This window comes from Loktanella sp. M215 (assembly GCF_021735925.1).
GTDB lineage: Bacteria > Pseudomonadota > Alphaproteobacteria > Rhodobacterales > Rhodobacteraceae > Loktanella.
In genome coordinates, this window is record NZ_WMEA01000001.1 from 1,192,715 (window position 1) to 1,206,214 (window position 13,500).

The 13,500-nt window shown below is 64.4% G+C and carries 14 protein-coding genes; 9 read left to right on the forward strand and 5 right to left on the reverse strand.

Annotated features, from left to right (window positions below):
• Positions 1 to 438 precede the first annotated feature (438 nt).
• Genes fliP through fliF form a run of 4 tightly spaced genes read right to left on the reverse strand, consistent with a single transcriptional unit; the run spans position 439 to position 3,621 of the window.
• Positions 439 to 1,182 (reverse strand): flagellar type III secretion system pore protein FliP, encoded by a 744-nt coding sequence (fliP, locus tag GLR48_RS05775; RefSeq protein ID WP_237059552.1) that lies wholly within the window; start codon positions 1,180 to 1,182, stop codon positions 439 to 441.
• A 1-nt stretch (position 1,183) separates the two neighbouring features.
• Entirely contained in the window at positions 1,184 to 1,468 is a 285-nt protein-coding gene (locus GLR48_RS05780; protein ID WP_237059556.1) for a FliM/FliN family flagellar motor switch protein, read from the reverse strand.
• Positions 1,461 to 2,027, reverse strand: a complete 567-nt coding sequence (locus GLR48_RS05785; RefSeq protein WP_237059563.1) for a hypothetical protein — start codon at positions 2,025 to 2,027, stop codon at positions 1,461 to 1,463. The genes GLR48_RS05780 and GLR48_RS05785 overlap by 8 nt, the downstream gene beginning before the upstream one ends.
• 1 nt (position 2,028) lies before the next feature.
• Entirely contained in the window at positions 2,029 to 3,621 is a 1,593-nt protein-coding gene (gene fliF / locus GLR48_RS05790) for a flagellar basal-body MS-ring/collar protein FliF (protein WP_237059565.1), read from the reverse strand.
• A 123-nt stretch (positions 3,622 to 3,744) separates the two neighbouring features.
• On the opposite strand from fliF, the gene GLR48_RS05795 reads away from it, so the two are divergent.
• The 9 genes from GLR48_RS05795 (at position 3,745) to GLR48_RS05835 (ending at position 12,954) form a co-directional block, all read left to right on the forward strand.
• Positions 3,745 to 4,245, forward strand: coding sequence for a flagellar basal body-associated FliL family protein (locus tag GLR48_RS05795; RefSeq protein ID WP_237059567.1), 501 nt, complete (start codon positions 3,745 to 3,747; stop codon positions 4,243 to 4,245).
• A 12-nt stretch (positions 4,246 to 4,257) separates the two neighbouring features.
• Positions 4,258 to 4,614, forward strand: a complete 357-nt coding sequence (locus tag GLR48_RS05800) for a hypothetical protein (RefSeq protein ID WP_237059569.1) — start codon at positions 4,258 to 4,260, stop codon at positions 4,612 to 4,614.
• Positions 4,611 to 5,201 carry a MotE family protein gene (locus tag GLR48_RS05805; RefSeq protein ID WP_237059571.1) on the forward strand — a complete coding sequence of 197 codons (591 nt, stop codon included), beginning with the start codon at positions 4,611 to 4,613 and terminating at the stop codon, positions 5,199 to 5,201. Before GLR48_RS05800 ends, GLR48_RS05805 begins: the two co-directional genes overlap by 4 nt.
• An 86-nt stretch (positions 5,202 to 5,287) precedes the next feature.
• The gene (gene motA, locus GLR48_RS05810) at positions 5,288 to 6,157 is read left to right on the forward strand and encodes a flagellar motor stator protein MotA (RefSeq protein ID WP_237059573.1); all 870 of its coding nucleotides are present in this window, start codon (positions 5,288 to 5,290) and stop codon (positions 6,155 to 6,157) included.
• Positions 6,154 to 8,415 (forward strand): hypothetical protein, encoded by a 2,262-nt coding sequence (locus tag GLR48_RS05815; RefSeq protein ID WP_237059575.1) that lies wholly within the window; start codon positions 6,154 to 6,156, stop codon positions 8,413 to 8,415. Before motA ends, GLR48_RS05815 begins: the two co-directional genes overlap by 4 nt.
• Positions 8,416 to 8,613: 198 nt before the next feature.
• On the forward strand, positions 8,614 to 10,710 hold the full coding sequence (gene flhA, locus GLR48_RS05820) for a flagellar biosynthesis protein FlhA (RefSeq protein WP_237059577.1): 2,097 nt from the start codon (positions 8,614 to 8,616) through the stop codon (positions 10,708 to 10,710).
• Positions 10,707 to 11,489, forward strand: coding sequence for a flagellar biosynthetic protein FliR (locus GLR48_RS05825; protein ID WP_237059579.1), 783 nt, complete (start codon positions 10,707 to 10,709; stop codon positions 11,487 to 11,489). The genes flhA and GLR48_RS05825 overlap by 4 nt, the downstream gene beginning before the upstream one ends.
• Positions 11,486 to 12,565: an EscU/YscU/HrcU family type III secretion system export apparatus switch protein gene (locus GLR48_RS05830; RefSeq protein ID WP_237059581.1), complete on the forward strand. Its 1,080-nt coding sequence runs from the start codon at positions 11,486 to 11,488 to the stop codon at positions 12,563 to 12,565. The genes GLR48_RS05825 and GLR48_RS05830 overlap by 4 nt, the downstream gene beginning before the upstream one ends.
• On the forward strand, positions 12,562 to 12,954 hold the full coding sequence (locus GLR48_RS05835; protein WP_237059583.1) for a hypothetical protein: 393 nt from the start codon (positions 12,562 to 12,564) through the stop codon (positions 12,952 to 12,954). Before GLR48_RS05830 ends, GLR48_RS05835 begins: the two co-directional genes overlap by 4 nt.
• A gap of 3 nt (positions 12,955 to 12,957) precedes the next feature.
• On the opposite strand, the gene GLR48_RS05840 is transcribed toward GLR48_RS05835, so the two are convergent.
• Positions 12,958 to 13,491, reverse strand: coding sequence for a flagellar basal body-associated protein FliL (locus GLR48_RS05840; protein WP_237059584.1), 534 nt, complete (start codon positions 13,489 to 13,491; stop codon positions 12,958 to 12,960).
• Between the last annotated feature and the right edge of the window lie 9 nt (positions 13,492 to 13,500).

The following is a 13,500-nucleotide window of genomic DNA, read 5'->3' on the forward strand; positions in this document are numbered from 1 at the left end:
GATGGCAAACGGCACGCGAAAGAAGGCGGGTGGTGCGCGGCACCGCCCGCCGTTTTTTATGTGTCGTGAGGCCAGCGCCGGCGTCACGACCTGCCTTGCTCAACCTTGGGTCGGGTGTGTCCGGGCGACGCGCCGCCCGGTGGCGCGGCGGCGCCTTCGACGCCAAATGAAGGGTGTGTCGTCGGACACCATGCCAGGATCTTTGCAGCACCGGGCCTTGCGGATCGCGGGGCTGAAGAGAGAGATCTGTTGGGTGCCTTAGACGTGCGGTCGGGTGTCGTCTGTCGGGGCTGAATATCGCGGGAAGAGGCGCCGCTGCTTTGCCGGTGGCAGGCTGTGTCCCGTTTGTTGCCTGTTCAGTAAAGATACCGCGGCGGGCGCTATTCGCCACCTGTGGTGGGCCGTTCAGAACTTGTCTCATTCCGAACAATCGTAGCGTCAGCCGCCGGTGTATCCGCGCACCAGGCTGGCGGCGACAAGGGACCATCCGTCCGCGACGACGAAGAAGGCCAGCTTGAACGGGAGCGACACGATGGCTGGCGGCACCATCATCATGCCCATCGACATCAGCACAGCTGCGACGATCAGATCGATGATCAGGAAGGGCAGGAAAATCAGGAACCCGACCTGAAAGGCGCGTGCGATTTCCGACAGCAGGAAAGACGGCACGATCACGGACAGCGGCGCATCTTCGGCCGTGACTTGCGGATCAAGACCCGGGCGCAGGCTGGCGAGATCGGAAAGAGTGTCAGGGTCGACGCGTGCGATCATGAAGGTGCGGAACGGCGCGATCGTCAGGTTGAAGCCTTCCTCGATCTGGACCGACCCTTCCATCAGGGGGGCGATTCCGTCCGTGTAGGCGGCCGTAAACACAGGCTCCATCACGAAATAGGTCAGAAACAGCGCGAGGCTGACCATCAGCATGTTGGGCGGCGATTGCTGCAGGCCGATGGCCTGCCGCAGGATCGCAAGGACCGTCACGATGAACGGAAAACAGGTCACGGTGATCGCGATGCCGGGTGCGAGGCTTAGCACCGTGATCAGTGCGATCAACTGGATCGACCGGGTGGCAAGTGCGCCGTCTCCGCCCAGATCGAGTGTGACCTGCTGCGCCGCGGCCGGTGTGGCCAGCAAAAGCGCGGCGACGGCGCAGAGCGCCACAGTCGCCAGCAATCTTGCCATGTTACGCAAGATCACGGGCGTCGCTGATGACCTCGGTCAGGCGCACGGCCAGTTGCCCTGCGTCGGCGCCTTCCAGTTCCTGCAATTCGCCACGGGCGATCAGCTTGTCGCCGACGTAGATCTCAACCGGGTCGTCAATGCGCCGGTCCAGCGTGAGGACGGCGCTTTGGCTGAGATTGAGCAGGTCCTGAACCAGGGGGCGGGCCTTGCCGACCGACACCATGACCTCGATCGGGATCTGTTGCAAAAGCCGTGTGCCGCGCGGCGTGGTGGTCATGTCATCCATGGGATCTGCTTTCTGTGATGTGGTCGAAGAGGGCGGAGAGGCTGTTTGACAGGTCCGCCAGCAGGGCGTCGTGATCGAGCGCCGTCTCGGCCGTGGGACCGTCGATCATCGCGGTGTGCGGCGACAGGGCGCTGTTCGCCTCGAGCGTCAGCAGCGTGGCGAGTTGGTCCGGCAGCACGTTGCTGATGGCCGCGACCTGCGTGGGGTGGAGCGTCACGCGAAAGGGCTGGGAAATGTCGGTCTTTGCGGCGGCCAGCAGGCGCGAGACGACGTGGGCGGGAAACCCGTCCGCCAGTGCCGCGGGGAGGATCCGGTTCACGAGGTTGCGAAACAACGGCGCGAGGCCCGCAAGAAGGTGCAGCCGCGCTTCTGCAAAGCCGAAGGTGATGTCGCTCAGCGCCTGGATCGTCTCTTGTGACAGTTGAGACTGGGTGCGGGCGCAGTCCGCAAGGGCCGCTGCATGGCCCGCGTCGTAGCCGTCCTGCCAATCGGGATTGATCTGCGGTTCCTTGGCCGCAGTGGGATTGGCGAAGTCTTCGAGAGCGAACATCACGGCCATGTCAGGTGTTTTCCTTTTCCGGGGATTCCATCCAGTCCTGCAGGATCTGGACCGTCTCGACCTCGCGCTCTGCGATTATCTGGCGCAGACGGGCGACGGCATCGGCTTGCGCAGTGCCGCCGAAACTGCCGCTGTCGTCGGTATTGTCGCTGCCGACCATCGGAAAGCCACCGCCGCCAGCCAGCGCCAGGTGGCCGCCGAAGCCGCCAAAGTCGAAATCATCCGGTGGGGGCAGTGCCATGGCTGTCGCGGGGCTGGTCAGGATGGGACGGACGACGAAAAGACCAAGGATCAGGGCCACGACGGCGGCGACGGCGATCTGGATGATCCGCATCAGGTTCAGCGGCGCCGACAGGAGGCCAGGCGCGATTGCCGCGGTCCCGAGGTCCGGTTGTGGCCCGAAGGTCATCGCCCGCAGGGTGATCACATCGCCCCGGTCCGGATCCAGACCGACGGCAGAGGAGACGAGTTCTGTGAGGGCGGTCAGCTCTTCTGGCGTGCGCGGTGTGGCGGTGGTGGTGCCGTCGGGCGCCACGGTGACAGCGTCGTTCACCAGCACGGCGACGGTCAGGCGCTTGACCGATCCCGGCGCCTTGGTGATCTGCCGCTCCGTCTGGGACACCTCGTAGTTTGTCAGCGAGCGCGTCTCGTTGCTTTGGTCCGTACTGGTCCCGCCATCACCGCCGGCTGCGGCGCCATCGGGGACGTTGGAGGCCACGGAGACGTTGTTCTTGCGACTGTCCTGCGCGGAGGAGGTGTTTTCCGTCACATCGGTGCTGATCGGCACGCGCCCGTCCGGATCGAAGGTCCGCTGCATGATCTGTTCGCTGTCGGTCACGGTGTCGATCGAAATTTCGACCACGGCGTTGCCGGGGCCGACGCGGGCGGCGAGCAGACGCTCTGCCCGGTCGCGCAGCACGTCCGCCCGTTCATCGCCCGCAGCCGCGGTCGGCGGCCCGCCGCCATCCGACAGCAAGCCGCCGGAATCATCGATGATCGCCACATCCGAAGGTTTCAGCCCACTGACCGCGGCGGCGACCAGATATTGAAACGCCTTCACCTGCTGCGCCGTCAGCGCGCCAGCGGCAGTGGTCACCGTGACGGCGGCGGTCGGCACGCTGCCGCGCTGGAACGGACGGCCCGCCGGGGTCGAGATATGGACACGGGCGGCACGCACCGCAGGACTGACAAGGATCGTGCGCGCCAGTTCCCCTTCGCGCGCGCGCCAGTAGGTGGCGTCGAACATCTGGCTGGTCGTGCCAAAGCCGGAGAGCCCGTCCAGAAGTTCGTAGCCCTGGGCGCCGATCGCGGGCAGTCCTTCGCCGGCCAGCGACATGCGCAGCAGATCCCGCTGATTCGATTCGACATAGATGGCCCCGCCGCGCACCTCGTAGATGGCGCCGCGCTGATCGAGGGCGGTGATCACCTCTCCTGCGGCGGCGGGGTCGAGGCCGCCGAACAGCAGTGTCAGATCGCGCTGGGATGCGCTGCGGGCCACGAGCAGCACCGCCAGAAACATGGCGACGGTCGCGCCGATCACGACGATCTGGCGGCGCGCGTTCAGCGAAGTCCAGACAGATAGCAGGCCTTGCACAAGGATTCTCCGATCAGGCGGGCTTCTGCCCGGTCAGACCGTTTTTGGGGGAACAGACTTAACAATCGGTTAGGGCTTGTCGGTTTATGCAGGCTGCAACGCGAATTTATGAACGGATGCGCCATGACTGCCGTCGCTGACGAAGAGGTACTGCCGAAGAAGTCGAAAATGCCCCTGTTTCTGGGGCTCGTTCTTGCTCTTGCCGGTGGGGGTGCCGGATTCTTTGCCATCACCTCCGGCATGATCGGCGGCAGCGGCGATCATGGGGACGCGGCCGAGTCGGAACACGCCGGCGCAGCGAGCGACCACGCAGCGGATGCAACGGCCGTGCCGGTTGCTTTCGTGCCGCTGGAACCGATGGTGATCTCGCTGCAGGGCCCCCAGAAATATCTGCGTTTCACGGCACAGGTCGAAGTGGCGCCTGCAGCGCAGGCCGAGGTCACGGCGGTGGTGCCGCGGATCGTCGATGTGCTGAACGGCTATTTGCGCGCGGTGGATGCGGTGGAACTGGCCGACCCTGCGGCCCTGATGCGTCTGCGCGCACAAATGCTGCGTCGGGTGCAGGTCGTGGCGGGCGCGGACAATGTCCGGGATCTGCTGATCATGGAATTCGTACTGAACTAGAAAGGTCAGATGATGAGCTTCATTGCCGATATTCTGCTGGTGGCGGGTGCGCTGGGTGCAGGACTGTACTGTCACGTGCTGTCGCGGCGGCTGCGCAATTTTACCGACCTTGAAAAAGGTGTTGGAGGAGCTGTCGCGATGCTGAGTGCGCAGGTCGACGACCTGTCGAAATCCGTCCAAGCCGCGCAGGTCACGGCCAGGGGGTCAGTGGCCACGTTGAGCGAGGTGAGCGACCGCGCCGAAAAGGCGGCGCGCCAGCTGGAGCTACTGGTTGCATCGTTGCACGATCTGCCGGCCGAGGCGCCCGCACCGGCGCCACCGAATCCGTTCTTCGTGCGTCAGAACCGTGAGCAGGAGAAGCGGCAATGACCCGTCGGGCGCGCCGTGGCAAGGGCACGCTGCATGTGATCGGTGGCCTTCTGGTCCTCTCCGGTGTCATCCGCGCGACAACCGCGGGGCAGGCCTGGGCCGCAGGGCAGCCGGATCATGCCATGGATCCGCCACCGGCCGAAGTCGCGGCGGCAGCGCCAGGCGCTGACGTGCCGGGGGCCGACAACCCCATGCTTCTGGACGCCTTCAAGAAGCGGGAGGCCCGAATCGCCGAACGCGAGCGGCAGATGGAAGAGCGGATGCAGGCCCTGCAGCTGGCCGAGCGCGCGGCGTCGGAACGTCTGGCCGCGATGACGGCGGCCGAGGATTCGCTGAAATCGACGATGGCGCTGGCCGATGTCGCCGCCGAGACGGATATCCAGAAGCTGGTAGCGGTCTACGAGAACATGAAGCCGAAGGAGGCCGCAGCCCTCTTCTCGCAGATGACACCGGACTTTGCGGCGGGATTTCTGGGCCTGATGAGTCCCCAGGTCTCGGCCCAGATCATGGCGCAGGTCAGCCCGGAGACAGCCTATTCGATCAGTGTGGTGCTCGCAGGCCGAAATGCCGGTGTGCCGACGGAATGATGGACAGTCTTCCTTAATCCCTTTGCGCCATACCGGATGCAGGGGTGACAAGATCGCCCCCTTACTTCTCTAAAAGGAATGACGGCATGGTTGGCCTGATCGGCGTCGGTATCGTTTTTGTCATGGTGTTCGGGGGCTACGTTCTGGCCGGCGGCAAGATGGGCATCATCCTCAAGTCATTGCCGTTCGAGATGATCATGATCGGTGGCGCGGCACTCGGCGCCTTCGTGATCAGTAACGACATGTCGACGATCAAGCATACGCTCATGGACGTGGGAAAGGTCTTCAAGGGTCCGAAATGGAAACCGCAGGATTACACCGACGTCATGTGCCTGCTGTTCGAACTGATCCGCGTGGCGCGCAGCAACCCGGTTGCCCTTGAGGAACACATTGAATCGCCGGACACCTCCTCGATTTTCGGAAAGTATCCTCGCATATCGAAAGACAAGGAATCGATCGCGCTGATCTGCGACACCCTGCGATCCGCGTCGATGAACTACGACGACCCGCATCAGGTAGAGGAGGTTCTGGAGAAGCGTATCGAAGCCACGCTGGAACACAGCCTGCATTCGACCCATGCGCTGCAGTCGATCGCTGACGGCCTGCCGGCGCTGGGGATCGTCGCGGCCGTGCTTGGCGTGATCAAGACCATGGCCTCTATCGACCAGCCGCCCGAGATTCTGGGCAAGATGATCGGTGGGGCCCTGGTCGGCACCTTTCTGGGTGTTTTCCTTGCCTATGGGCTCGTGGGGCCATTTTCCACACGGGTCAGCGCGGTGGTGCAGGAGGATGGTCATTTCCACCGGATGATCCGTGAAATCCTTGTGGCGAATTTGCACCGCCACGCCCCGAATATCTGCATCGAGGTCGGGCGCCAGAACGCGCCGTCGCATATGCGGCCGGGTTTCGGTGAGCTGGAGGAAGCGTTGAAAAGCGTGAAGCAGGAGGCCGCATGATCCGTCTTGCGATCATCCTGATGCTGTTGAGTGCGGGTTGCGCCACGGCGCAAACCGCGACCATATTGTCGGGCGATCACCCCGGTTTCACGCGCTTGACGTTCCCGCTTGGTGCTGGATCCGACTGGACGATGCAACGGACGGCGCAAGGCTATACCCTAAGGTTCGCAGATCGGAAAACCTTCGACCTGTCGCAAGTCTACCGCAAGATCGGGAGAAATCGGCTGGCTGCCATCGGTGCCGATGACGGCGCGTTGTCGCTGATCGTTCCGTGCCGGTGTGCTGCGACGGCCTTCCGCTTTCGCGATCGCTTTCTGGTGATCGACATCCGCGATGGCCTGCCTGATCCTGCAAGCCCTTTCGAGCAGACCGCGGTTTCACCATTGCGCGGCGCCGCCATGGCCCTGAGGGCATCTGCCGGCACGGCTCCACCGGGTCGCATGCTGTTGCCGCTGGCCCCCGGGACAGTACCGGTTCCCGTCGCCGGACCGGGTCTGCGGCCCGTCAAAACCGTATCTGCGGGCCTGTCAGCGCGCCCTTCCATGAATTCGCAGGATATCGGTGGATTGGAAAAAGAGGTTGTCGACACGCTCGCAAGAGCGGCGTCTCAGGGTCTGCTGACCCTTGCGCCCGACGCAGCCCAGGCCGCCGCCGCAACGACCGAAGACACAGTCGCGCCCGCTCCGGCTCTGGCGGAGCCGCCGCATCCGGTCGCAGGGACCACGTCGGACCCTATGGTAGAAGCACACGGTGCCGTGGCACCGGGGTCGAAGGTGACACCGGGCCTGCTTGCCCATACCAGTCTGGACACGTTGCAGACCCTTCTTGACACGGCCCGTGGCAAGACCGGCGACGGCACGCTGTGCTGGCCGGCCAGCTATTTTGCGTTTCCGGTCATGGATGACAAACCCCAGACCTTTGGCGATGTCATCGGGCCGCTGCGGACGAAAGTGACGGACGAGCGCGATCGCCCGGACGCGCAGGCCGTGACCGCATTGGCGCGCGGATACCTGGCTTTCGGTTTTGGCCAGGAAGCCATGCAGGTGCTTGATATAGACGGCGTGAATGACAGAGAGCGGGTGGCCATCCGCGCCGTGGCGAAAGTGATTGACGACGTACCCCAGACCACACCGGATTTGGCGGCCCAGATCGGGTGTCCGGGTCCGGTGGGTCTGTGGGCGGCACTCGCATCCACTGAGACAAGCAGCCTGAAGCCTGCCGGAGCTGACGAGATCGTGCAGCAATTCAAGCTATTGCCCGAGATCCTGCAATCACAGCTTGGACCGCGTCTCGCGGATCTTTTGCGGCGGACGGGCCTGACGGAACTGGCTGAAACCGTGCTTGCCCCGGCGCAGCGGATGGCCGTTGCGCCCCAATCGGCGTCGCAGGTTGCAGCCGATCTTGCGCTTGACCGTGGTGATGTTGCACAGGCCACTGGCGTGCTGGAGGCCATGGCTGCAGAGGATCCCCGCATCACGCCCGATGCGCTGGTGCAATTGATCGACCTGCAGATCGCGCAGGACGAAGTCGTGGAACCCGAAACGCTGTCGTTGCTGGAAACGATGCAGTTCGAGTATCGCAATCAGCCGGTCGTAGCGGATATCCTGCGCGTCCGGACGGCAGCCCTTGTCCATCAGGGCAATCTGGCGGGCGCGCTGGGTCTGTTGCCACAGGCCGAGGCCGCTCTTGATCCGCCTGCCGCCCTGGCCTTGCGTGACGTGGCCGTCGCGGCTGTCGCAGCACAGGGCGATGACATGCTGTTCCTCGACCTTGCCTTTCGTCCCACCGGCGCTGCGGTCTCTCCGGCGGTGCAGAACAAGGTGGCCTCCCGGTTGCTGGACCTTGGTTTCCCCGACCGGGTGCTGGCTGTCCTCGCGGCGCCAGCCAGCGGCAGCATCATGGCAGAGCGGCGTTATCTGCGCGCCAGCGCCGCCATGGATCTTGACAGGCCAGAGCTGGCTGCAGCGAGCCTGTCTGGCGTCACCACGCCGCGCGCCGCAGCAATCCTGGCGGGGCAGCGTGATATGGCGGGAGGACCCGGTGGCGCCGATGCCGCCTGGCGCAGCGGCGACTGGGCCTCACTCGCCGTTTCCGATGACACGTTGCTGCAAGAGGCCGCTGCCTTGGCGCAGGATCAGGTCAATCCGGCGCCCGATGCGCAGGCCCCGCTGGCCAGCGGGCGGGCGCTGATCGACGACGCAAACAGGACACGGGCGACGCTCGATACGCTCATGTCGCGATATGCACCGCCATCCTGACACGCATCTGCACGGTTTGGTAACGATTGAGGTCTAGCACGGACCGCAGCGACATCCCAATTGAGCGGGCAGAATACCGATGCAGGGCAGAATGCCGGCAGACCACTATGGGCTCCCAACGTTACCGTATGCGTGTCCTCTGCGACGGATGGCAAATCCTCCGTCGCGGACGTTGTGCGGTTCAGGAAGGCATGACCGATGCCCCGCTTGACAATGGCAAACGTGTTTCAGCCGACGATCCTGCTGGCGCTCGCATTGATGGCGATCATCGTGATGATGATTCTGCCGATGCCGTCGTGGGTCCTCGACCTTGGCCTCGCGGCGTCCTTTGCCCTGGCGATCCTGATGTTCACGGTGACGCTCTTCATCGAGCGGCCGCTGGATTTCTCTGCCTTTCCGACGGTTCTGCTGGCCTCGCTGATGCTGCGGCTGTCGCTGAACATATCCTCGACGAAGTTGATCATCGGGCAAGGTCACACCGGCACAAATGCGGCCGGCGATGTCATCGAAGGCTTTGCCATGTTCGTCATGGGGGGCAATGTCCTGCTGGGTGTCGTGGTCTTCTGCGTGCTGCTGATCGTGAATTTCGTGGTGATCAACAAGGGTGCCACCCGCATGGCAGAGGTCGACGCCCGCTTTGCCCTTGATGCGATGCCGGGCAAACAACTGGCCATTGATGCCGACATGTCCGCCGGCGCCATCGATCACGCCGAGGCCAAGCTGCGGCGAGAGCGTGAGCAGGCCGAGACGACATTCTTCGGCTCGCTCGACGGGGCGTCGAAATTCGTCAAGGGCGACGCGGTCGCGGGTCTGCTGATCACCGGGCTGAATCTGGTGATGGGACTGATTGTCGGCGTCGCGATGAAGGGTATGCCATTTGGGCAGGCCTTTGAAACATATGCCATTCTGACGGTCGGTGACGGGCTGGTCAGCCAGATTCCGGCTGTCGTGATTTCGATCGCATCGGCGTTGCTGCTGGCCCGGGGCGGCGCGATCGGGGCCACCGATCTGGCGCTGGTCGATCAGTTGGGGCGCCATCCCGCGGCACTGGCGACGGTCGGCGTGCTCATGGCGCTGTTTGCGCTCGTGCCCGGGATGCCCTTCGTGCCGTTCATGCTCGGCGCTTTCGTGTTGGGCGGCAGCGCTTTCCTGACCATGACATCCGCGCGCAAGCGGGCTGCGGCGGCAGCGCGACCCGCCTTGCCGGACAGGGTGGCCAAGGCAGAGCGGTCGCTGGGTGACATGCTGGACCTTGATGACATCCATGTCGAATTCGCCCCCGACTTGGTTGACATGGTGCTGGACCCCGGAACGGGCCTTGATGCGCGGATCGCGAACATGCGCAATCATGTGGCGACGACATTCGGGGTTTTGCTGCCGGAAATCCGACTGACCGACAGTGCGGCGCTGCCGGCCGGGACCTATGTCGTGCATGTGCAAGGGGTCGAACAGGTGCGCGATCATCTGCAGGCGGACCGGATCCTTGCCCTGCTGCCCGATGGCGAGAGCACGGATCTGACCGGCGAGGATGTCGCGGAACCCGTTTACGGCGCACCGGCGCGCTGGATCGACCGCGACCGGCAGGAAGACGCCTCCCTCTCTGGTCTGACCACGGTGCAACCGGCCGAGGTGCTGGCGACGCATCTTCTGGAAATCGTCAAACGCAATTTTCCAAGGCTGTTGACGCACAAGGCCCTGCGGCGACGTCTGGATGAAATGACGGACCTGACAGACAAGTCCCGCGCCGAGGCGAACCGCCGCCTTCTGGACGAATTGATGCCGGACAAGGTGCCGATGGACGTCCTGCTCAGCGTGTTGCGCCTGCTGCTGGAAGAGCGTGTGTCGATCCGCAACCTGCCCCTGATTCTCGAGTCCATTGCTGAGGCGCGGCAGGTGCAGCAGACCGTCGACGGCATCACCGAACACGTCCGCCAGCGCCTTGGCTTTCAGCTGGTGGCGGACGTGCGCCGGTCGGACGGCACCATTCCGTTGGTGCAACTTGCCCCCGAATGGGAAGACGCCTTTACGACCTACGAAATCAGGGCGGAACGGGGCAGCGCGGGGGGGGACGTGGCCCTGCCGCCGGACACTTTCAACAAGCTGGCCGACGGGATCGCGGCCAAGCTTAATCAGGCGGCAGCGCAGGGCACCTATGCCGCCGTGGTGACCACGATCCGGCGCAGGCGGTTTCTGCGGACCGTCATGGCGGCCAAGGGCATCATGAACCCGGTCCTGTCGTTCGAGGAAATCGGAATCGAGGCGCGCCCGGCCCTTGTCGGACTGGTCGGCGCATGATCCAGACTCTCGCCCAAGTGCTTGATGTCTCGCAACTCCTGCTCTGGTCTGGCTTTGTCGTCTTTGTCCGTGTCGGCGCCATGGTCTCCCTGCTTCCCGCGTTCGGAGAGCAGGTCGTACCCGCCAGGATACGGCTGGGGATCGCACTGGCCTTTACCGTTGTGGTGGTGCCGGCTGTCGATGCACAGATCGGGCCGGTTCCCCGCGACCTGATGGGGGCGCTGCCGCTGGTGCTGCCAGAGGTGCTGGCGGGCCTCTTTTTCGGGCTGTTGCTGCGGTTCTTCATCTTTGCGCTGCAGATCGCCGGTGCGATCGCGGCGCAATCGACGTCGCTGTCGCAGATTTTCGGAGGCAGCGCCGGGGCAGAGCCGCAGGCGGCGATCGGGCATGTCCTGACGACGGCTGCGCTGGCGCTGGCCGCGGTGTTGGGCCTGCATACCGCCTTTGCCGGCTACATGATCCAGACCTACGATCTTGTGCCGGTCGGCCTTTTGATCGGGGCCGATGTGGTGGCCGATCTTGGCCTGCGCGCCGTCAGCCATATCTTCGCCTTGGGGTTCACCCTTGCGGCGCCTTTCGTCATCGCCTCGCTGATCTATAACGTGACGATCGGGGTCATCAACCGCGCCATGCCGCAGCTGATGGTCAGCTTCGTGGGCGCCCCGGCCATCACGGCGGCCGGCCTTGTGCTGCTGATGATGTGCGCCCCGTTGATGCTCGACATCTGGATGCGCGCCTTCAGCGCCGTGATCATGGACCCGGGCGGCGCCATCCCATGAGCGATGAAGACGACGACAAGCAATTCGAGCCTTCCCAGAAAAAGCTGGATGATGCGCGTAAAAAGGGTGAATTTCCCAAATCCACGGACCTGACCACGGCAGCGGCCTACGGCGGTTTTCTGGTCGCGGTGGCCAGCGTGGGCTCCGGGTCGTTGATCGGCGCGGGAACGGTGCTGGAGGTTCTGCTGGACCAGGTCGACGATCTTTCGGTCCTCGCCTTAAGCGGGTCGGCACAGCCGGTCCTTGGCGGGTTGTTCTGGGCGGTGGCGGTGAAGATGCTGCCGTGGTTCGCGCTGCCGGCGGCGTTTGCGCTGCTGGCGATCGCGGCGCAACAGGCGTTCGTCATCGCGCCCTCGCGGATCGCGCCGAAAGTGTCGCGCATTTCCCCGATTGCGGGGGCCAAGAACAAGCTCGGGCGGCAGGGTCTTTTCGAATTCGGGAAAAGTCTGGTCAAGCTGATGATCTATGGCACCGTGACGGGGATCTATCTGTGGTCTGCCCGCGACCGCATGATGTCGGCGATGTCGCTGTCGCCTGGCATGGTGACGGTCGTGCTGGGCCAGATGATGATGACCCTCATGCTGATCGTCGTCGCCATTGCCCTGACATTGGGCATCGTCGATCTGCTGTGGCAGCGCGCCGAACACGCGCGCAAGCACCGGATGTCGCGCAAGGAAATGATAGACGAAATGAAGGAGTCCGACGGCGATCCCGCCATGAAGCAGCAGCGCCGGCAGCGGGCCATCGATCTGGCGATGAACCAGATGCTGGCCGATGTGCCGCAGGCCAGCGTGGTCATCGTGAACCCGACCCATTTCGCCGTTGCGCTGTCCTGGGGCGGGACCGCGGGGTCCGCGCCGGTCTGCGTGGCCAAGGGTGTCGACGACGTCGCCGCCCGGATCAGAGAGATTGCCACCGAAAGCGGCGTGCCGATCCATTCCGATCCGCCGACGGCGCGCGTCCTGCATGCCACGGTCGAGATCGGGCAGGAGATCGCGCCGGACCACTATCAGGCGGTTGCGGCGGCCATCCGCTTTGCCCAGGCCATGCGCGCCAAGGCGGCGCGGCGCCCATGACCACAGGCAAGCTGTCCCAGTTGAACGACGTCACGGACGCGGTGTTTCTGGCCGAGCAGGCCAAGCTGGCCCGGATCACCCGGCGCGAGGCGGATCTGCGTCACCAGCTGGATACCTTGTTGCACGACCGGTCCGCCGTGGCCCACAGTGCGCGCAGCGCGGACGATGCGGCGCTGGCGGCGGGTGCGGATGTGCGCTGGCATCAGTGGATCGCGACCCGCCAGACGCGGTTGAATGCAGAGCTTTTACAGGTCATCGCGCTGAAGGGCCATCAGATGGACCGGGTCCGCAAGGCGCATGGCCGGACCGAGGCGCTGCGGCAGCTGACCCTGCGCACCAAGGCGAAGGATCTGCACCGCAAGGCCGCGCGGCAGGAGCGTGACGGCTGAGCGTCAGACGTCCTGCCGTTTGATGTCGAGGATCAGGATGTCCAGCGCGGCGTCCCCCATGATGTCGCGGGTGGTACGCAACAGGTCCTGCCGCAGGATCCGCATCTTGTCGGTCGCGGTGTAATTGCCGGAAAATCCGCCGATGTTGGAATGCTGGAACATGTCCTGCAACAGCCTGTCGCGCAGCCGCGGTTCCACGGCATAGACCTTGGCCGATCCGCCCAACGGGACTTCGACGCTGAGCATGATCGCCATCATGGCGACCAGATGATCCTGCTCCATCACGGGTACGACGAACTGGTTGGCGAGGGGCGCGAACTCGCTGCCTGCAACGGCGGCGATGGGCGCAATTGCATCCGTCGCCGGAGCGTGGCCTTCGGTGGCGACAGGGTCTGCCGCCGGATCGCCACAGGGCGCGCCCGCGGCCAGATCATGCCCCGCCTCTGGCGGGGGATCCGATTTCAGCATCAGCGCTGCGCCGACTCCGGATCCGGTGCCGACAAGCATCAGCAAGATTGGCAAAAGCAGTTTCTTCATGGCGCACCT